Origin of the sequence: Paenibacillus bouchesdurhonensis, from assembly GCF_900155685.1 — a bacterium.
In the GTDB taxonomy this organism is placed as follows: Bacteria; Bacillota; Bacilli; order Paenibacillales; family Paenibacillaceae; genus Fontibacillus; species Fontibacillus bouchesdurhonensis.
Genome location: NZ_LT732548.1, coordinates 1,393,071 through 1,413,983, shown reverse-complemented (window position 1 = coordinate 1,413,983; position 20,913 = coordinate 1,393,071). Strand labels below are relative to the sequence as shown.

14 protein-coding genes are annotated in these 20,913 nt (G+C 50.3%); 5 read left to right on the top strand and 9 right to left on the bottom strand.

The features are described 5' to 3' along the window. The first annotated feature begins 25 nt into the window (after positions 1-25). A complete protein-coding gene (locus CZ379_RS10905; protein ID WP_110931650.1) occupies positions 26-403 on the top strand; it encodes a rhodanese-like domain-containing protein in 378 nt (125 codons plus the stop codon). Between the two features lie 116 nt (positions 404-519). On the opposite strand, the gene CZ379_RS10900 is transcribed toward CZ379_RS10905, so the two are convergent. The 9 genes from CZ379_RS10900 to uxaC all read right to left on the bottom strand — a co-directional run bounded on the left by CZ379_RS10900 (position 520) and on the right by uxaC (position 14,087). Then, positions 520-2,049: a glycoside hydrolase family 43 protein gene (locus CZ379_RS10900; protein WP_110931649.1), complete on the bottom strand. Its 1,530-nt coding sequence runs from the start codon at positions 2,047-2,049 to the stop codon at positions 520-522. A 38-nt stretch (positions 2,050-2,087) separates the two neighbouring features. After that, complete coding sequence (locus CZ379_RS10895; RefSeq protein ID WP_110931648.1) at positions 2,088-4,205, bottom strand: alpha-glucuronidase family glycosyl hydrolase; 2,118 nt, start codon at positions 4,203-4,205, stop codon at positions 2,088-2,090. Positions 4,206-4,351: 146 nt separating this feature from the next. Further along, positions 4,352-5,365, bottom strand: coding sequence for an endo-1,4-beta-xylanase (locus tag CZ379_RS10890; protein WP_110931647.1), 1,014 nt, complete (start codon positions 5,363-5,365; stop codon positions 4,352-4,354). After that, the gene (locus tag CZ379_RS10885; protein WP_110931646.1) at positions 5,365-6,303 is read right to left on the bottom strand and encodes a carbohydrate ABC transporter permease; all 939 of its coding nucleotides are present in this window, start codon (positions 6,301-6,303) and stop codon (positions 5,365-5,367) included. The genes CZ379_RS10890 and CZ379_RS10885 overlap by 1 nt, the downstream gene beginning before the upstream one ends. Positions 6,304-6,329: 26 nt before the next feature. Beyond that, positions 6,330-7,262 (bottom strand): ABC transporter permease, encoded by a 933-nt coding sequence (locus CZ379_RS10880; protein WP_110934327.1) that lies wholly within the window; start codon positions 7,260-7,262, stop codon positions 6,330-6,332. A gap of 150 nt (positions 7,263-7,412) precedes the next feature. Further along, positions 7,413-9,107: an ABC transporter substrate-binding protein gene (locus tag CZ379_RS10875; protein ID WP_110931645.1), complete on the bottom strand. Its 1,695-nt coding sequence runs from the start codon at positions 9,105-9,107 to the stop codon at positions 7,413-7,415. A 133-nt stretch (positions 9,108-9,240) separates the two neighbouring features. Then, entirely contained in the window at positions 9,241-10,989 is a 1,749-nt protein-coding gene (locus tag CZ379_RS10870) for a sensor histidine kinase (protein WP_110931644.1), read from the bottom strand. Next, on the bottom strand, positions 10,986-12,587 hold the full coding sequence (locus CZ379_RS10865) for a response regulator (protein ID WP_110931643.1): 1,602 nt from the start codon (positions 12,585-12,587) through the stop codon (positions 10,986-10,988). The genes CZ379_RS10870 and CZ379_RS10865 overlap by 4 nt, the downstream gene beginning before the upstream one ends. A gap of 84 nt (positions 12,588-12,671) precedes the next feature. Beyond that, the gene (uxaC, locus tag CZ379_RS10860; protein WP_110931642.1) at positions 12,672-14,087 is read right to left on the bottom strand and encodes a glucuronate isomerase; all 1,416 of its coding nucleotides are present in this window, start codon (positions 14,085-14,087) and stop codon (positions 12,672-12,674) included. A 131-nt stretch (positions 14,088-14,218) separates the two neighbouring features. On the opposite strand from uxaC, the gene CZ379_RS10855 reads away from it, so the two are divergent. The 4 genes from CZ379_RS10855 (at position 14,219) to CZ379_RS10840 (ending at position 20,662) form a co-directional block, all read left to right on the top strand. Next, positions 14,219-14,905, top strand: coding sequence for a GntR family transcriptional regulator (locus CZ379_RS10855; protein WP_110934326.1), 687 nt, complete (start codon positions 14,219-14,221; stop codon positions 14,903-14,905). A gap of 11 nt (positions 14,906-14,916) precedes the next feature. Then, entirely contained in the window at positions 14,917-16,014 is a 1,098-nt protein-coding gene (gene uxuA / locus CZ379_RS10850; protein ID WP_110931641.1) for a mannonate dehydratase, read from the top strand. A gap of 1 nt (position 16,015) precedes the next feature. Continuing rightward, positions 16,016-16,870: an SDR family oxidoreductase gene (locus tag CZ379_RS10845; protein WP_110931640.1), complete on the top strand. Its 855-nt coding sequence runs from the start codon at positions 16,016-16,018 to the stop codon at positions 16,868-16,870. 138 nt (positions 16,871-17,008) lie between these two features. Further along, a complete protein-coding gene (locus CZ379_RS10840; protein WP_110931639.1) occupies positions 17,009-20,662 on the top strand; it encodes a glycosyl hydrolase 115 family protein in 3,654 nt (1,217 codons plus the stop codon). Positions 20,663-20,913 lie beyond the last annotated feature (251 nt).

The following is a 20,913-nucleotide window of genomic DNA, read 5'->3' as shown; positions in this document are numbered from 1 at the left end:
CCTACAAGAAACGAGGTCTTTGCCCATGAGCGAAATTATACAGGGAGTATCCCATGTCGACACAGAAGAATTATCCGCCATATTGCTGGACTCTAACAATCACGCCATTATCATCGACGTTAGAGAACCCGAGGAATATGCCCAGGCCCATATCCCTGGCGTGCCGCTTATTCCTATGGGGGAAATCATCAGCTACATGGATGACTTGGATCGGGACAGAGAATACGTATTTGTGTGCCGAAGCGGACAGCGAAGCTTCAACGTAGCGAAGTATTTTCAGCAGCAGGGATTCGATGCGGTGCACAACTATGCTGGCGGCATGTTAGATTGGGACGGGGAGATTGCCACAGGACTTGAGAATGTCATAGAGCACCCGCTCGATGCAAAGAAGCTGGAAAGATAACGCAGGCGGCAGGTTATGGAGTTGGAGTAATTACTTGGTATCTTGCAAAAAAAATCTCTCCATCCGATCATGGGAGCCTACCTTACACCCGTGATCTGAGGAGAGATTTTCCGTATCTATTTATAACTGAAATAGTCAAAGTAAGCCGGCGTCTCGGATTTACGACCGTTTCCGCTCGCATATATCCCGAACAGAGCTCCGGTAAACCCGCCATTGCCTTCCGGCGACAATACGCGGGCAGGCACTGAACCTGCGTCGAACCACGCCGCGCCATCCAAGGAATAAAGCAGTGCATAATCTGTTTTACCAGCGGCTATACGCAGGCGGATCTGCTCTGTATCGATTGGCTTTTCCATCAGGACGGTCATTTGCCCTCGATCGGTCATCGTAGCTGTAAGCATCCGTTCCTCCCCTGCCTGGCGGATTCCCAGCGTCACATTTCCCCGTTCGTTCAATCGGACGGCAATTCCCGCCTCCTCTCCTTCATGCTTCGGTGCGAAATGAAGCTCTGTCGTTACCGTAACGGGCGCGTGCTGCTGACGGACTCCCAAGAACAAGGCTGGGCCGTCATCCCGCAGCGTAAGCTCGTTGCCTATAAGGGCAGCAAATCCTGGACGCGTGCCTAGCAGTATTTTTTCATCCTGCGGGGCAAGAAGGAATGTCCAGCGTTGTCCTAGCTGCTCGTCCGCAAAATCATCCTGCCAATTCCCCTCGGAGGCGGTGGAAGGCAACGGATGTGAATGTCCCTCTGCCGGCATTTCCAGTCTAACCGTGCCTTCGTTGTTATCTACAACTGGCCAGCCCTCTTCATTCCAATGTATAGGCGCCAAGAAGGTTTCGCGGCCAAATACACTATATTCCCCATCGACAGGCCGTACCCCAAGGAACATTGCCCACCATCTGCCCTCCGTATCCTCGACCAAGTCTGCGTGCCCTACATTTTGAATCGGATGATCGGGCAGGGCATTATGCGTCAGCATCGGATGAGGCATCATTTCGAATGGACCGTAAGGCGTCTCTCCCCGATAAACAAGAACACGATGGTCTCGGCCTGTACCGCCGCAAGCACAGGTCAAATAATACCTGCCTTTGATTTTGTATAGATGAGGCCCTTCCGTCCATACTCCTCCATCGCCTCGGGCAACGACAACCGGATCGCTTAAAGCCGCACCTGTCGCAATATCAATCTCATACTGAATAATATGCGAATCCTCGTCCGCCCCCATTTGCGCAGTAACATATACCTTGCCATCTTCGTCAAACATTAGCGAAGGATCGATATTTCCATAAGGAATCCGGATCGGATCGCTCCAGGAACCAGCAGGATTGGATGCCGTCATATAAAAATTGCCGATGCCCATCACGTCCGTCGTGATGATATAGAATACTCCCTTATGATATCTTAGCGTCGGCGCGTAAATACCCTCCGAGCTCTTGCGGCCGGACATATCAATTTGGCTTGTACGCGTCAACGCATGCCCAATCTGCTCCCAATGAATAAGATCCTTGCTATGGAAAATCGGCAATCCGGGAACGTATTCAAATGAACTTGTCGCCAAATAATAATCGCTGCCAACCCTGATAACGCTAGGATCGGGATAGAAGCCAGGCAACACCGGATTGCTGTATCCCTTATTCGTCGTCATAGTACTTCTCCTTTCGGTTCAACACTTTTCGTTCCTCATCAATAAATCGTACGCCCATGCTCATCCGGAACTCCCGATTTCCGGTAGAAATACGTATTGATCACATCACGCCAGTGCCGCGCGTGTTCTGCCTGCTCAGACAACCGTGCCGCTACCTGTTCGTACCGCGATTCATCGACCTTGCCCTCCATCCCCTTCCAGACGACAAGCAGTCGCTCTGCTTCCTCCGCCCCGGCAAATCGGGTATCGTAAATATGCTGAATAACCGTCTTTCCAGACTTGAGAACATGAGAATACGGGACATGATGAAAAAAGAGCAGCAGCTCATCTGGGCATTTATCCAGCGATTCGTACATTTCCGCATTCGGCGGGAAGTACTGCGCAGCGTATCCGGTTCCCGTCGCCGCTGTCCGATCGACCCCAATGCCATCACGATCTGCAAAATGATACGTTCCCCATCGCGAATATTCGTATCCGTCCACATCAGGGCCGTAATGATAATGCGGAGTAACCATCCAGCCTACCCCAAGCGGAGCCGTATAGCTCTCATATATTTCCCAAGATTTCAGCAGCATGGAGCATACCGTCTCCACAACAAGCGAGTCGCTGCCGAAGGTAAGCTTAGCCCACTCTTCAGCGATCTCCGCCGCAGACAGATCCGGATTCCATATCAAGCGGCCATAGCCGTACAAATTCACCTGTGCTAAGGTATGCCCCGTCCAATTGGCATCGTCCCCGATATTTGATACCGCCGCTACCCCGCTATGCTTCATCGGAAAATGCGACCCACCTACAATGCTTTTTACCCGCGGCTCAGTTGCTGTTCCTTTCGTCTTCTTCCCTATACTGTCAGTCTCGGCTTCCTGCATTCGCGGGGCAAACGTATTGAAATCCATGACTTCCTTCCACTGCGGTACTAAGTAGCACAAATGGCGCTGCTGACCGGTATATTCCTGCGTCACTTGGAACTCGATCATTTGATTCGTGCTCTGCAGTCCTCCAAACAAAGGAGATACCGGCTCGCGCACCTGGAAGTCCATAGGCCCGTTTTTGATCTGCAGTATTACATTGTCAAGGAACTTTCCGTCCAGCGGCATGAAATGATCATATGCCGCTCGGGCCCGATCCGTGGAACGGTCGCGCCAATCCTGCATGCAGTTATAGACGAAGCAACGCCAAATGACCAGACCGCCATGCGGCTCCAGCGCTCGGGCCAGCATATTCGCCCCGTCAGCATGATCCCGTCCGTAAGCGAACGGGCCCGGCCGGTGTTCGGAATCCGCCTTGACGAGAAAACCGCCGAAATCAGGAATATACTTATAAACGAGGCTGGATGTATCCCTCCACCAGCGCTGCACGTCCTCATCCAGCGGATCAGCTGTCGCCAGTCCGCCAACTGCAAGCGGAGCCGCAAAATTTACGCTTAGGAACAGCTTTATGCCATATTCCCGGAACAAGTCGGCTACCCGAGCCACATCCGGCAGCAGCTCAACCGTAATGAACTGTGTCTCAATTTCATGAACATTGACATTATTAATAGAAATAGCATTGATGCCGACCGAAGCGAGAAGCCTAGCGTAATCTTTCAGCCGCTGCTGATCGGCTATGAATTTTCCGTCCCGATAAAAAATGGAATTCCCCGCATAGCCGCGTTCGATTGATCCGTCGGCATTGTCCCATTGATTGATCATGCGCAGTTCATTCCGCGGATATTCGGCAACATCCAGCTTCTGCGGATCTATGCCCAACGAAATACACCGTAGCAAATAAAATACACCGTAAAGCACCCCAGATTCCGAACCCCCGACTAGTACAAGTCGCTGTCCCTCGTTATCGGTCGCATATTGCAAAGTAAATGCTTCCCCGTGCAATTGGGAGTGCCTCGAATCATCCTGCGCCGCTACACTGATTGATAAATAAGCACTGGTCGATGGCAGCTTCGGAGCCACTCTCGGTGTCAATCCTAGCATGGATCTAACCCCTTGCTGCAGCTCAGCCACAGCCGTACCCGATATCCCGCTCCTGGACATGTCCCCACTCATGACGATTTGACCTAGCAATTGCTTATATTGAGTACTAGCCGCTAAGTGCTCTACATTATCGTACTGCAGCCATGCTCTATATAAAGCACTTGCTTCCAACTCTGAATGTTTCATGATGTCTTTCCTCCTTGTCAACCAACAAAGGAGCTTCCGCTTACCTTCGTTTAGCCAATTGCATTTATAGCTTTAATAGCATGCGAGATCAGGGAATAGCTTCCCTGATCTCACTAGAACTCTTCTATTTCAACCGCCTATTCACTTTATGATCCAGCCACCTCTACCACGCGATGAAAAGCGGGCTTCGGCTGATGTTTGCTATCGAACAAGAACGGCCAGTTTTTACGTCCGCGAACCGGGAAATCATCCAGCCAGGTGTAATCGTCGGCCGCTCCCCAGAATGTAACGGAGCTAATAACATCCCGGTATTCTTTCAGCAGCTTGAACATTTGCTCATAACGCTGCGCTTGAAGCTCAATGAGCTGCGCAGGCGGCTCTTTTAAATCCGTCCGTTTATCGTCGAAAGCGAACATCGACACATCCAGCTCCGTAAGCTGGAGCTGCAGACCTAGTGAAGCATATTTCTCGATCGCGGTGCGGATATCATCCAATGACGGATCATACAAGTTCCAATGTGCCTGCAAACCGATGCCATGAATCGGAGCTCCCTGATCCTGCAAAAGCTGGACAAGCCTGTAGATTTTTTCCCTTTTCAGTGGATTCGACTCATTATAGTCATTGTAAAATAACAGGGCATTCGGATCCGCTTCATGTGCAAGCTCAAATGCTTTGGCAATGAAATCGATCCCGGCGACTTGCGTCCATTTCGATTCTCTGAGTAGCTGCTGCCCTTCATCGGCAATGACTTCATTCACGACATCCCAGGCATAAATATGTTCCTTATACCGCCCAACGACCGTATGGATATGCTCTTTAATTCGAGCATACAAAGTCTCCTTATCAACAAGGCCTCCGTTGTTGTTCTGGAATAGCCAATCCGTTGTCTGGTTATGCCATACTAGCGTATGACCACGCACCTGCATTCCATGACGCTTTGCGAAGTCCACGATAGCATCCGCGTCCTCGAACGTGAATTTGCCCTCCTCCGGCTGCAGACTGACAAACTTCATCTCATTTTCAGCAGTAATGCTGTTGAAGTGGTAAGCCAGCAATTCCTCCTGCGATTGGATCGTCCGCGGGTTCACAGCTGCTCCAATTTGAAAACAATCCGCAAAGATTTCCTTCAGCTTCGGTTCATTTCGATTAACGTCGCTCATTATCCTTTAACCCCTCCTAGCGTCATTCCCTGCACGAAGTATTTCTGCAGGAACGGATAGACCAAGATAATCGGCACACTCGCGACGATCGTCATCGTTGCGCGAATTGAAGTCGGTGTTACTCGGTTGATAGCAGCTTCCGAGCCGGAGAACATGCTCGCATAGTCGTTTCCGCTGTTCATGGACGTATTCGAGTTCTGCAGTATTTTCATGAGCTCATACTGAAGGGTACTCAGATCCACATTCGACGAATTGTACAAGAATACATCGAACCATGAATTCCACTGCGCTACGGCAGAGAACAGAGAGACAGTAGCGATGACCGGCAAACAGAGCGGCAGAACCACCCGAAGAAATGTGGTGAATTCTCCGGCACCGTCGATGCGGGCAGACTCCAGAATCCCTTCCGGCAGCTTCTCGATAAACGACCGGATAATGATAACGTTGAATACGCCGATCAGCCCCGGGATGATATATACCCAGAAGCTGTTCATCAAGCCGAGCTCGCGGACGAGCAGGAAATTGGGAATTAGCCCTCCGCTGAAATACATCGTCAAAATAAATGCGATCGATATAAACTTGCGCAGCACGTATTCCGGACGAGCGATCGTATAGGCGACCATCGTACAGCAGAACACGGACAACACTGTACCGATCACGGTACGCAGCGCTGAAATCAGCGTCGCATGGAAAATCGTCGCTTCTTCAAAAACATATTTGTAGTTCTCCCACGTAAATTCCCGCGGCAACAAATAAATGCCGCCCTTAATGGAATCGTTGGCCGTATTTAGCGACACGGCAAGCGTGTTGATAAACGGATACAACGTAACGACCATAAGACAAATCATAAATATAATATTGAATGTATCGAACAGCCGGTCCGATGGCGATTTGAACCGGGCATACATCTTAGGCGCTTTAGATAGCGACTTAGCCATATTGAATCCTCCTTAGAAGTACGACCTCAGAACAGCCGATCCTCGCCCAGTCTCTTCGCGATATAGTTGGCTGTAAACAAGAGAATGAAGCTGACCACCGTCTTGAACATCCCAGCCGCGATCGAGAGGGAGAAGTTCCCCATCTGAATCCCGTATTTTAGGACGAAGATATCGAGGTTCTCGGAATAGTCGACGTTCATCCCGTTTCCGAGCAGGTATTGCGGCTCAAAGCCGGTCTCCAGCAGATTTCCGATGTTCATAATCAGCAATATGACGACAACAGACTTAATGCCCGGCAGCGTAATATTCCATATGCGTTGGAACCGTCCTGCTCCGTCAATTTCTGCGGCCTCATACTGTGATGGATCAATACTGGTCATCGCCGCCAAATATATAATGGTGTTCCAGCCGACATTTTTCCAGACTTCCGAAACACCGAGTATTCCCCAGAAATATTTCCCTTCCCCGAGCCACAGGATCGGCTCTTTGATTAAGCCAAGCCACATTAGCACATCGTTAATAATGCCGCCGTCCGCGGACAACGCTGTCGAAATGATGCTAGAGGCTACAACCCATGAAATAAAGTGCGGTAAATAACTGATCGTTTGTACAACGCGCTTGAAGGCGACCTTACGAAGCTCATTGAGAAGAAGCGCCAAAGTAATCGCTGTAACAAACCCCAGAACAAGATTGATAAAGCTCATGGCGAGCGTGTTGCGCATAACTCGGACGAAATGCTCGTCTTGGAAAAGAAATTTGAAGTGCTTTAAGCCTACCCAGGCCTGGTCAAACATGCCTTTTGCCGGCTTATAATCCTGGAACGCAATCGTCCAGCCCCATAACGGCAAATATTTGAAGATAATCAGCCATATCAGAAAAGGCACCGACATGAAGACGAGCGCTCTTTGCTTGTTTAGTATATGGAAGAAACCTTTCAAGCCGCCTCCCGGTTTTTTCATTTCAGGCGACTCTGCCGGTCTTAATTGTGTCACATTGTCCACGGTTTCTTCTCCTCCCTATCCAATAATGGGGAATTTAGATAACAGAAAGGCCGGAAATCCACTCATTGTCCAGATCAGCCGGCCTTTCCATTTCAAATTCTCGATTTATTATTTTCCTTGAATCAGATTGATTTTCTTAGCAACCTCGTCTGTAATCAACTGCTCGTAATCTTTCACATCAAGCTTGTTGAACTCTTTGACATATTCATCCCAGACTTTGTCAAATTCTGCTGGATTAGCAAGAACGAGTTTCGGGAAGTATTTGCGCTGCAAATCCCCCTTCTTCTGCGTAAAGATTTGCGCCGGCGAGCCTTGATCGATCTGAATGCTCCAAGCAGGATACCATGGACGATCGTCAGGTGCAGCGAACAATTGCGAGAACGACTGGATGTCATATGCCTCGAGCAGCTTCTTGTCTGCTTCAGTGTAAGACATTTGCGCTACCTCAGGCTGACGGCCCGCCCCTACGGAGTTGCCGTCCGGCAGAGAAGAACCGTTACCGTAACGCGGCCAGTTGTATTCAAAGTATTTGAATCCAAACGACTCGCGGAAAGATTCCGTATTCGTCTGCTTGATTTGCTCCTCAGTGCGGTAGAAACGACCGTTCTCATCTACGGAATAAGTCTCGCCTTCAATTCCCCAGTTGGATAAAACCTGATTCTCATCCGTAAGCAGGTTGTCAAAATATTTGATAATGCGTACAGGATCTTTCGCGCTAACAGAAATACCTACTCCGCGGTTGTTAACAAAAGATGGCGGATCGAGATACTGGTCTTTGGTGTTGTCGTCAAATACGATCGGCAGTGCCATGTACTCCAAATCATCGTTGCCGGTTTGCTGCGTTACCTCACGCAGATTGTTCATCGCTTGGCCTACCTGCCATCTGTAATCGAAGAAGCCAAGCACTTTACCGGACGCGATTTTGGCCAGGTATTGGTCGCGGTTGTCAACAAAGGATGACTTATCAAACAATCCTTCCGCATTCAGCTTGTTCAGCTCCTGCAAATAGCGCTTGGTAATCTCGTCATCACCATAGTCACTTGCTTCGTGAGTCTCCATGTCGATGATGACTCCCCCGTCATTCGGGTACCCGGCTAGGTGCATCGGCGGATTCGTAAGAGCAAAGAATTGATCTTGCGTAGTCAATGCAATGTATCCTGTCAAATCCTCACCCGGATTCTTTTTCACATATTCGCGGATTAAATTTAAGTAATCATCAAACGTCTTGATCTCCGGATAACCCGCGTCCTTCAGCACGCGGCGCTGAATCCAGAAGGCTCCCTGCTCGATATTGGGAGCGGAAATGTACTCGCCCACAACGGCACTCATCGGAAGGAAATAAATATTACCGTCCTCAGCCTTCATCAAGTTGTAGTAAGGTTCGTATACCCGTTTGATATTCGGGCCGTGTTCCTCGATCAAATCATTCAGCGGGATGAAGGAGCCCGAGCTGAGAAGCTTATCGATCGAGCCGCCCGGTACAAGGACGTCCGGGTAACTGTTACTTGCGATGAACGTCCCTACCTTCGTATTCTCGTCGCCGACAAGATGCTCGATTTTAAAGTTCACGCCAGTTTGATCTTCAAAGATTTTACCGATTTTCGTTTCGTTTGTATTAACGTCCTTCCCTGCAACTGCGTTAAAGTAACTAAAAGTTACTTTATCCAGCTTCTCTTCTTGGGCTTCGCCACCCGTTGACGTATTGGCTGTCTTATTATTGTCTTTGCCGCCGGAGCAGGCAGACAATAGCGAAGCCAGCATAACGATGGTCAAGCAGCTTAACCAAAACCGTCTTTTTTTCATGTTTTTGACTTCCCCTTTCGTACTCCATTGTTGTAAGCACTTTCATTATAAGAGAGCGAAGACGGAAGTTTTACCCGTCAATCTAAAGTTGATACTTAGAAAACTATAGGAGCTCGGGTATAGTTCTCGGGTATTAAACCTTCTCCACTGGAATGATTATTACGATTTCCGTGCCCTCGCCTAGCTTGCTGTTAATGTTCAAAGTCAATCGTTCTTTGTAGTACATTCTCAAACGGTAAATGACGTTTTGAATCCCGATGCGTTCCCCCATGTCCTCTTCGTTCTCCATGTAGCGGTGCAATTTCTCTAGTTGCTCACTGGACATGCCGATTCCGTTATCGCGGATAGAGCATATCAATTCATCCCGGACATGCTTAATCTCCACCTCGATCTTTCCACCTTGCTTCAGTGGCTCGATGCCATGGATGCTTGCGTTCTCCACGAAGGTAACGATGGACATTTTCGGAATCAAAATCATTTGATCTGCTTCGCTCGCTCGAACCATATAGTCGATCTTATCCCCAAATCGATATTTTTGAATTTCGAGGAAGCAATAAATGAATTCCAGCTCTTCCTTCAAAGTGATCATATCCCTACGCCAAACAAGGGAATTGCGGAATATTTTCGCCATATTATGAATAATCCGCGCAGTCTCCTCCTCGTCCTTCATCAGGCTCCGCATGCGGATCGTCTCCAGTGCGTTGAACAGGAAGTGCGGATTGATTTGGCTTTGCAGCGCATTCAGTTGAGCATGACGGCGCTCCAGCTCCAGATTCTTCTTTTGGATGTCGGCAACGTACACGTTGTTGATCAGACTCTGGATTTGCATAGTCATTCGGTTGAACTCCCCGGTTAATTGTCCGATTTCATCGCTGGAGCCTTCATCCTGGATTGTCTCGAAATGCTGGTTTTTTACTTTCTTCATATGTTTCAATATGCGAACGAGCCTCACGTTCAAAGATCTGGTGATCCAGACGATAATCAAGGTCGGCAGCAAAATATTGAGACACGTCAGCAGCACAATGAAATTGCGGTTTTGCCGAACTTCCTGAAACACCTCATCCTCGGAAACTCTTCCCACGATGCTCCAGCCGTCCAAATTATTGCTTTGGACGTATTCTTTGCGGAATTCAATCGTCCTCTCCTGGGAATTGATCCGGTCAAATGGAATGGCTCCGGCATGCAAATCTAAATCGGTATCGTTGGTATACTCCACTTCCCCCCGGTCATTGAGCAAGTAAATTCGTCCCTGCATATTCAAATTATTGAATATTTGCTGGATAACCGGCATGCGCAAATCAATCTTTAGAAAATGTCCGTTCTCTTGCCGCGAATAGTAGTAATAATCCATACGGCGGATGATACTGAACGTATCCAGCTGACCCTGCTGTCCCGTACGCATAAAAATCGGCGCAGACTGCTTCGCCGATGATATTTTCCTATACCATTCCTGCCGTTTAACGTTCTGGTCAATATAGACAATACCGCCGGAATACAGTAGCGTCGGATTATCAACGTAGACAGTGATGGCCTCCACGGAATTATAGGCTGGGCTGGAGGTGTTGATGATTCGCCGCAAATAAGAGTCGTAGGCTTCTACGTACTCGGCGGGATGTTCGTATTGCGTCTCGATAATCTCATTCAAGAGATGGTCGGTATAAAAAACAGAAGATACCTGCAGGGTATCTTCCACCTCTTGAAGAAACTCGTTCTTGACTTGCTCCAGAGCCCGTGAAACATCCTGCATCCGCTGATTTTTCACGCTGGTCGTGGTCACATTATAGAAGATGAAGTTAGTGAGCAGGATCGGGACGAATACGCACAGAAAATACAGCAGCAGCATCTTGTCACGCAGCCGGACATTATTCAGATTAGGTATCATCTACTCGTCCTTGCGGACGCCCCTCCCTTCATCAGCCGCGAACGGTATTCGCTCGGCGTCAGCTTCTCCAGCTTCTCAAATTGGGTGACGAAGTAATCCGGGTTGCTGAAGCCTACGCGATCGGCCACCTCATATATGCGCAAATCCGTCTGCCGGAGAAGGCGCTTCGCCTCGCCTATTCTTAACTGGAGGAGGAAATCATTGAAGTATACGCCATAAGTTTTTCGAAACAATTGACCTAAGTAAACAGGATTCATATAGAAGGCTGCGGCAATGGATTTTAGGCTAATGTTCTCATGGTAATGCTCCTCAATATAAGCGCGAATCTTATGAATGCCGCCCCTTTGCTGCTCCTTGCGCAGCTCACCGATATATTGTCCGCTCTCTACTGCAAAGGCCGTAAATAAACGAAGCAGCTCCTGAAGGGATAAATTCAAATCATGCCAGCCGATAATCGGAGCCAAGGAGTCAAGCGACTGCTCGTCCCCGTCCATGCTTCGGATAATATCGATCACACCGAGCACGCCTTGATGGATATTCATCTTCACGGCCTCAGGGGCGTAGCGGTTCTCCTGAAAACGCCGAAACATTTGCTTGATCGTACGATCCAGCTCTTCCAGCTTGAATTCCTCTATCTGCTCGAGCAAACGCTGATACAGCTCCTGGTCGACGGGCACATATTGGACGGTGCCTTCGTCAGCAGGGCTATAAATTATAATGCCGTCTCGGTCATGAACATACTTATACAGCAATGCCTCCTTAGCGCTTTCATACGCATTTCGCAGACGAGCCAATCCCTCCACCGGACATCCTGCATAAATAAAGACACGACCATCCTGGACTTTTATGTTGTCTTGTAGCGCTTCAGCAAACATGCGAATGCCGTTCTGATACGGCTTCAGCACACGCTCAGGCACAATCACCCCAACGCGATTGCGATGCTCGTGAACATATAGCGGCTGCGCTCCAACAAGATCATGCAGCACTTGCTCCACCTGCTCCAAAAAACGGTATAGAGGCATTTCTTCCGTTATTTGCCGCCACGGATGATGATCATTCAATTCTACGAAGACATAATACCAGGAGTCGTCGCTCGTCATGTTCAATTGCTCCTCCCAATTCGCGACAAACGACTCCTCGGCTTCATTTTTAATAATCGATTCTATCATGGCCTGCTTCTCCAGCCGCTGCTCCCTCGTCTTCTCTTCCCGTTCCTGCCGCAGCCGCTCGCTCAATCTGGACAGCATTTCCGTAAATTCCGCATCGTCAATCGGCTTGAGAATGAAATCATGTACCCCATATCGAACCGCCTGCTGAGCATAACTGAAATCGTCATAACCGCTAATAATGACAAAAACGGGCGGCTCGTCTTCCTCTTCAATCAGCTGTCTTATAAGACCCAATCCATCCAGCACCGGCATACGAATATCTGTGATGACCAGATCGGGACGAATAGACCGGATCAGCTCTAGCGCATCCTCCCCATTGTCAGCCTCACCGGCTACATGGAAGCCGCAAGCCTCCCAGTCGATCAATTTGATTAATCCCTTTCGCGTAAATACCTCGTCATCTACAAGAATGACCCTATGACGCTCCAACGTTATGCCCTCCTCCTTTGCCGGCTGCATTGGCAGCAGCCGACAAGTGATGTTCATTTTATTATATATCTACTACTCCCTGTTCTACTGTTCTATTACCGATATTCCAAAATAACGAACCGCGTTGCGATAGCAAATGTCCTGCACGATTCCTCCAATATAATCATAATCGGCGGGCAGTTCCCCCTCTTCGATCCATTCCCCGAATAAGCGGCATAACACGCGCCTAAAATATTCATGCCTTGGAAAGGACATAAAACTGCGCGAATCCGTCAACATGCCTACAAAGGTGCTGATGACCCCTATGGAGGATAACGCTTTCAACTGCTGCATCATTCCTTCCTTCTGATCATGGAACCACCAGGCTGAGCCGAGCTGGAGCTTGCCAACACTTTCGCCGGATTGGAAATTGCCGATCGTTGTAGCAAGCATTTCATAATGATAGGGATACAGACTATAAACGATAGTCTTCGGCAGCTTGTTCGCAAGCTCCAATTCATTTAAAAAGGCATTTAAAGACGCGGCCATATGAAAATCGAGAATTGAATCATATCCGCTATCTTTGCCGATTGTATCCATCATACGGGCGTTGTTGTTACGAATCGCCCCGATATGCAGCTGCATGGCCCATCCACGGTCATAATACATTTCAGCCAAGCGGAGGAGCGTATATGTCCGGTAACGGCTTTCCTCTAATTCCGTCAGCCTTTCGCCTTGAACCGCTTTAGCAAAAACAACCGCAACCTCTCGCTCCGTGGCCCGCTCAAAAGGAAATGCTCCGAAGCCGTGATCGGACAAGCGACAGCCGCTTTCATGGAAATATTCAACCCTCTTCTTCAAAGCTGCTAGAAGCTCGGTATAGCTCGTAATCGTACAGTCAGCCGCCCGGCCCAATTTCAGCACATATTCCATGAACTCAGGGGCAGCGGCATTCAAAGCCCGATCTGGTCTAAAGGTCGGCAGTACTTGAGCTTTAATGTCGGCGCTGCTCTTGATTTGTCCATGCGCCGCCAAGTCGTCCGCCGGATCATCCGTCGTGCATGCGACCCGAACATCGAACTGCTGCAATATGCCTGCCGCGTGAAGCGATTTGTCCTTCAGCTGTTCGTTGCAGCGCTCCCAGATCTCTTCAGCATTCTCTTCGCTCAGCCGCTCTTCGATGCCGAAATAACGAGCCAGTTCCAAGTGGCTCCAATGATACAGCGGATTGCCCACGAGCCGTGGAACCGCGCGGGCCCAAGCCAAAAACTTCTCCCTGTCGCCGGCCTTCCCTGTAATGAGTGATTCATCGATGCCTAGCCAGCGCATCGCCCGCCATTTATAATGGTCCCCGTCTAACCACAGCTCCGTCAAATTGCGAAACTGTTTATTCGCCGCCACATCCGCCGGATTCAAATGGTTATGGTAGTCATATATAGGCATTTCTGATGCATATTCAAAGTAAAGCTTCTTTGCACTATTGCTTGTAAGCAGTAAATTCTCCGTATAAAAGTGTTTCATGCTCCGTCCCCCTGATAGATTATACTCTTTCTTCCTATTTCACTATGATAAATCTTGATGAATATTCAGTTCCATACTACCATACAAGTGTGGTAGTATGGAAGAAGTAAGGAGGTGATCGATTGAGAGGAATGAATCCTCCCATGCAAGAATCGGCTGGGAATACCGTTTATTACGAATTAAAGAAGCAAATTGTCAATATGGAGCTGCCCCCGGGAACCACGTTATCCGAGAAGGAAGTGTCGATCACTTTTAACGTGAGCCGCACTCCTGTGAGGGAAAGCTTTGTCCGGCTTGCCCAGGAAGGACTGGTGGTGGTGCTTCCACAGCGCGGTACGCGGGTGTCCCTGATTGACCCTGACCTCGTTCTCGAAGCCCAATTCATGCGGGAACAGTTGGAACGGGCAGTGGTTCGGCTGGCCTGCAAGCAATTCCCCAAGGAGCTTCTCACTGAGCTCGGCAACAACTTGTCGCTTCAGCATGAATCCCTAATAAAGCATGATGGGATGGCGATGTTCGAGCTGGATGAACATTTTCACCGGATCTTGTTCGAAGGGGTGAACAAGCTTGGCACCTGGGGCGTCATTCAACAAATGAATGCCCATTTGAACCGGAGCCGCATCCTATGGATGAGAACCGACCCCCATTGGGAGCATTTGTACGAGCAGCATCGCGAGATGTATGAAGCGATTTGCCAACAGGATGAAGCCTTGGCAGATCGCCTGATGCAGAAGCATCTAGCTCTCAGTATTTATAATTTGGGCTTGCTGCAGGAGAAGTTTCCCGATTATTTCAATAACCAAACAAAAATTAATTAGGCGGTGAAGGCATGCGTATGGTATTTCGCTGGTTCGGCGAGAACAATGACACAGTTACGCTGGATCAAATCAAACAAATCCCTGGAACAGAAGGTATTGTTTGGGCACTTCATGATGTGCCCGCCGGGGAAGTATGGCCGCTCGAACGGATTAAGGAAGTTCGCGACTTAGCCAGCAAGCACGGCTTGCATACGGAAGTCGTCGAGAGCGTGAACATCCACGAGGATATTAAGCTCGGGCTTCCTACCCGGGATCAATATATCGAAAATTACATTCGCACCATCGAGAACCTGGCCCAAATCGGCGTCAAGGTTATTTGCTACAATTTCATGCCAATTTTCGATTGGGCGAGAACAGATTTATTCAAAGAGCTGGAAGACGGCTCGACCGCCCTGTTCTTCGAAAAGGATAAAATACACGGAGTAGATCCGTTCGATCTTGTAAAAATCATTAACCAGAACAGCGATCTTACAATGCCGGGCTGGGAGCCTGAACGGCTGGCGCATCTGACCACCTTATTCGAGGCATATAAGGACGTCACGGAGGAGGATCTGTGGGACAATCTTAAGTACTTCCTTGACAAAATCGTTCCCGTCGCCGAGAAAAACGGGATTCTAATGGCTGTCCATCCGGATGACCCGCCGTTTTCGATCTTCGGACTGCCGCGGATTTTGAACGATCAGGCTGGCTTCCGTCGCTTACTATCGCTGCATGACAGCCCGGCAAACGGCATTACGCTATGCACCGGCTCGCTTGGGGCCAAGCCTAGCAATGACATTATCTCGATGATCCATGAATTCGAGGGGCGGATTCCGTTCACGCATATCCGTAATGTACGCGTCATGGAAAACGGGGATTTCATCGAAACTTCCCACAAAACCTCCGACGGTACGGTTGACATCAGCGGTGTTGTAAAAGCGTATTTTGACACCGATTTCACAGGCTACTGCCGGCCTGACCACGGCAGACATATTTGGGGAGAGCAATGCCGTCCAGGATACGGGCTGTATGACCGCGCCCTCGGCATTATGTACTTATGGGGATTATGGGATGCCTATTCGAGACAACTGGTAAAGTCCCCTAACGCAAGCTCCGGGGAGGGAAACTAACATGTGTGCCTTGCCTAAGCATTCTTCCCTTGAGGGGAAAACCGCCGTTATTACCGGAGGCTCGGGCGTCCTTTGCCGTGCCATGGCGCAGGAGCTTGCCCGACAGGGAGTGAAGATCGCCATTCTTAACCGTACTAAAGAAAAAGGCGATGAGGTTGTCGCTGCGATTAAAGCCAGCGGCGGCGAGGCGATCGCGGTCGCCTGCGATGTGACCGACGAGACCAGCGTCCGCGAAGCGGAGAAGACCGTCCAGGAGCATTTCGGCCCTTGCGACATTCTCATCAACGGGGCAGGCGGCAATCAGCCTAGCGCCAATACGACGAATGAAATTTTTCGCCCTGAGGATTTGACGAATTCGGACATCACGACCTTCTTTGACTTGAGCATTCCCGGCGTAAGAACGGTATTTGATTTGAATTTTGTCGGTACGCTGATTCCGACGCAAATTTTCGCCAAAGCGATGATTGGCCGTCCCGGCGCTGTCGTACTGAATATCTCTTCGATGAGCGCGCCATGCCCGATGACCAAAGTTCCGGCCTATAGCGCAGCGAAAGCGGCGATCAACAACTTTACGCAATGGCTCGCCGTGCATTTGGCGGAATCCGGCATCCGCGTCAACGCGATTGCGCCCGGTTTCTTCCTGACAGAGCAGAATCGCAACCTGCTAACGAATGAGAATGGATCATTGACCGAACGTTCCAGCAAGATCATTACACATACGCCTATGCGCCGCTTCGGCGTGCCGGAAGATCTGCTCGGTACACTGCTTTGGCTGGCTGATGCGGATACGTCCGGATTTGTGACCGGAACCGTTATCCCTGTTGATGGCGGCTTCATGGCCTACTCTGGAGTGTAAGCAGACTTTGAAAACTATAGCATCTTCCCCATGCAATTAAACATGTTGTTCCTAAAACTGCCGGATAAATGTGGGGATCTTATATACTGAATCAAATTCCGTATACGGATGAAAACCATTTCCATCAGGGGGAATATCATGTTCAGCAAAAATTATGTTGTTCAGCAATCCAGCGGTGATGGCGACTTTCGTCTCGTCCATGAAGGAGAATCCGCAGATATTTACGTATCCGCCGAAGATCATGCCGGAGTCGTTCGAGCCGCCAATGATCTTCAGGCGGATATCGGGCGGGTGGCTGGCTTCTGCCCTAAGCTCACCCATGATGACAAGCTGCTGTCCGGACATACCGTTATCGTCGGAACTATCGGAAAGAGCCCAATTGTCGATGCATTGATCGCCGAGGGCAAGCTGAATGCAAGCGGGGTCAAGGGCAAATGGGAATCTTTCGTCATACAGACAGTTGCCGATCCTTTGCCCGGCATCAAGCAGGGGCTTGTCATCGCTGGAAGCGACAAACGGGGTACGATCTTCGGCATCTATGATGTCTCGGAAAAAATCGGGGTATCGCCCTGGTACTGGTGGGCGGACGTTCCTGCTGTCCGGCACGATGCTCTTTACGTTACGCCCGGTACTTATAAGCAGGGAGAACCTTCTGTGAAATACCGGGGGATTTTTCTCAATGACGAGGGACCGTCTCTCATGGCATGGGTTCGGGCGAATTACCGGGATTTCACCCATGAATTTTATGAAAAAGTATTCGAACTGCTGCTCCGATTGAAAGCGAATTATTTATGGCCCGCGATGTGGGATAACACATTCTACGAGGATGATCCGTTGAATGCCGAGATTGCCGATCGATACGGCATTGTCATCGGAACCTCCCATCACGAGCCGATGATGCGGCCGCATGGAGACTGGAAGAAGCATAAAGAGGGCCCATGGGATTATTCCATAAACGAAGAGGTGCTTTATCGCTTCTGGGAGGAAGGTATTCGACGAAGCCGGGATTACGAGAGCATGGTCACCCTCGGCATGCGCGGCGACGGAGACGAGGCGATGGGCGGCCATCTGTCTTTTGAAGAGAAAATCATTCTCCTGGAGAAGATCGTCAGCGACCAGCGGAAGATCATTGCCGAGCAAACGGGCGCGAATGCAGCCGAGGTTCCTCAACTGTGGGCGCTATATAAGGAAGTACAAGATTATTACGAGCACGGCATGAGGGTACCGGACGATATTACTCTGCTATGGTCGGACGACAACCATGGCAACCTGAGGCGTGTTCCTACCCCAGAGGAACGTGAACGTTCCGGGGGAGCGGGCATCTATTACCACCTTGATTACGTCGGGGGCCCGCGTTCCTATAAATGGATCAACACCGTACCTATTCCAAAGATTTGGGAGCAAATGCACAAAGCCTATGAATACGGCGCCGACCGCATTTGGATCGTGAATGTCGGCGATTTGAAGCCGCTGGAATTCCCGATGGAATATTTTCTGCGCATGGCCTGGGATATGTCGCAATTTACAAAGGATAATGCCGGGGAAAGTACGGTGGAGTGGGCGAAGCGGCAATTTGGCGCTAAGTACGGCGAAGCGGTTGGCGAAATCTTGACGGGCTACACGAAATTCAACGGCAGAATCAAGCCCGAGCTTTTAAACGCCGTAGAGCTCTATAGCCTGACGGACTATAAAGAAGCAGAACAAGCAATCGCGGAATTGTCGACTCTCGCCAATAAAGCTGATCAGCTTTATAAAATACTGCCAGAACCGCTGCGAAACGCCTTTTTCCAATTAGCGCTGTATCCAGTTCAAGCCTCCGCGCAAATGTTGGAGCTTCATCTACAGGCTGCGCGAAGCCGTCTGTATGCCCGGCAAGGAAGAAGGATGGCAAATATCGCTGCCCGGGAAGCGGAATTGATCTTTGAAGCGGATCGCGAGCTCACTTTGGCCTACAACAAAATGCTCTCGCAGGGCAAATGGGATCACCTAATGGATCAGACCCATATCGGGTACACCTACTGGAATCAGCCGCCGGTAAACGCTATGCCGGAGACGGGCACGGTCGCCGCGCAGGAATTCTTTGAGATGGGCGTCGCCGTGGAAGGCTCGGCCGATGCCTGGCCGAATGCCAATTCGGTATGCAAGCTGCCCACCTTCAACAGCTTTACCCGTGAGGCAAGGTACATCGATGTTTTCAACAAAGGAACAGAGCCCTTCACCTTCCGCGCACTGGCCTCGGTTCCCTGGATAACACTCTCTCTGTCCGCAGGAGAAATCGTAACACAGAAGCGGATTTGGGTCGATATTGACTGGGACAGCGCACCCATTGGAAATGAGATTCAGGGTGAGATTGTCATAAGCGGCCCAACTGGAGAAGAGGTGACGGCTCAGGTCACCTTGTTCCATCCCGCCGAGCCGACTCGGGAAACGCTGGTCGGTCACATCGAGACGAACGGGGTGATCTCCATCGAGGCTGAGCATTATTCTGTAAGTCGCAGTGCAGGCGATGCGAAATGGCAGGTCATTGCAGGCTATGGCCGCACCTTATCCTCAGTAGCCGTGTTCCCGGTAACTGCGTCTAGTGTGGAGCAGCCGGATGCCGAGAGTTCGCCAAGCCTTGAATACCCCGTGTACATGACGAGCACCGGAGAGGTCGGCGTTACGCTATATGCCGCTCCGTCCATCGACTTTGTTCCCGGCCGAGGACTGCGGATCGGCGTTTCCTTCGATGACGAACCTGTGCAAATTGCGGAGCTGATCGCCAAGATGCCGGACGGCGGATTCCACGAACGCGATTGGGAGCAAAGCGTTATTTACAATATCCGCACAGCAATAACGCAGCACCGGATCGAGCAGGCGGGCTATCATACGCTGCGGATATGGATGATTGATCCGATCGTCGTCCTGCAAAAGATCGTCATCGATACCGGGGGTCAGAAGCCGAGCCTGCTCGGCCCGCCGGAAAGCTATTATAACGGGCTGCCTGCCGGAACGGCAGCATGGTCGGCGCAAGCGGTAGAGCAGGAATGCTTCGATCCGTTCATCATACCGGGCGTTCTAGGCGGCTGCTGCACCTCTCCCGAGGAGAAGCTGGATATCTTTGTACAGCAGAGCGGCCTGTACACGCTGAAGCTTGCGGCCATCGTAAAGCCCGGAGACAAGCCAATGCTCCGGCTCAGCATCGACGGACGCGAGCTGCCGGGGCCGATATGCCTAAGACCGGCTGAGCATGAATCAGGCTCTCTGCGTTACGTTGCAGACCATATTCCGCTTCAGGCCGGTCGGCATTCGCTGCAGTTTACGGCCGAAAGCTGCCGCGCCCTGAACGGGGAGATGCAGTTGGAGCTCATTGCATCGGATCAGTTGCGTGTTCGGCCATCGCTGCAGCGCGGCGGCCTGCTTCCGCAGAAGCCGCTGGTAGTCCAAGTCGGCCTGCTCGGCATCGATGAGCGCTATAGCTGCCGATATGCGCTTAACGTCTCGCTCTACAGCGAGGACGACCACCTGCTGGATGAGGCGACTGTAACCGGTACGGTGCCGCGTGGCGGTGAAGAGGTTCAGCGCATCTGCCTCGCCGATTCGCAGCAGAGCGGCGATCTGTCCGCTTATGATCAGGAGTTCCGCGACAATGGCCAGTCCTTTGCCAGGAACGAAGCCTTTCATTCTAGCAAGGCGCCGAATCATAACAAGGCCTCAAGCAGCAGCCGCGAAGCCCCTTCCGGCTACAAGCTGAAGCTTGCCATAACCTATGACGGCATCACGCGGACTTATCGCTCGAACTGGAAGCTTTAATATAATCATATATATACGATTTGCAGAAGAAATAGCTGCCGGGCTTACCCGCAGCTATTTCTATTATAAGATGAACTAAAGGTTGGGATGAGGCAAGAGATAAAATGATGTCTAAAGAAATCGAGCGGCTACCTGGAAAGTCAGTGACAACCGACTGCTGGGTCAGGCCCGTTTTTTCCTGAAAGAAAGCGGCTGTGGAAGCAAATTACTTGCGGGTCGCCTCTGGTCGCCTTTGTGAGCGGATTTCCACC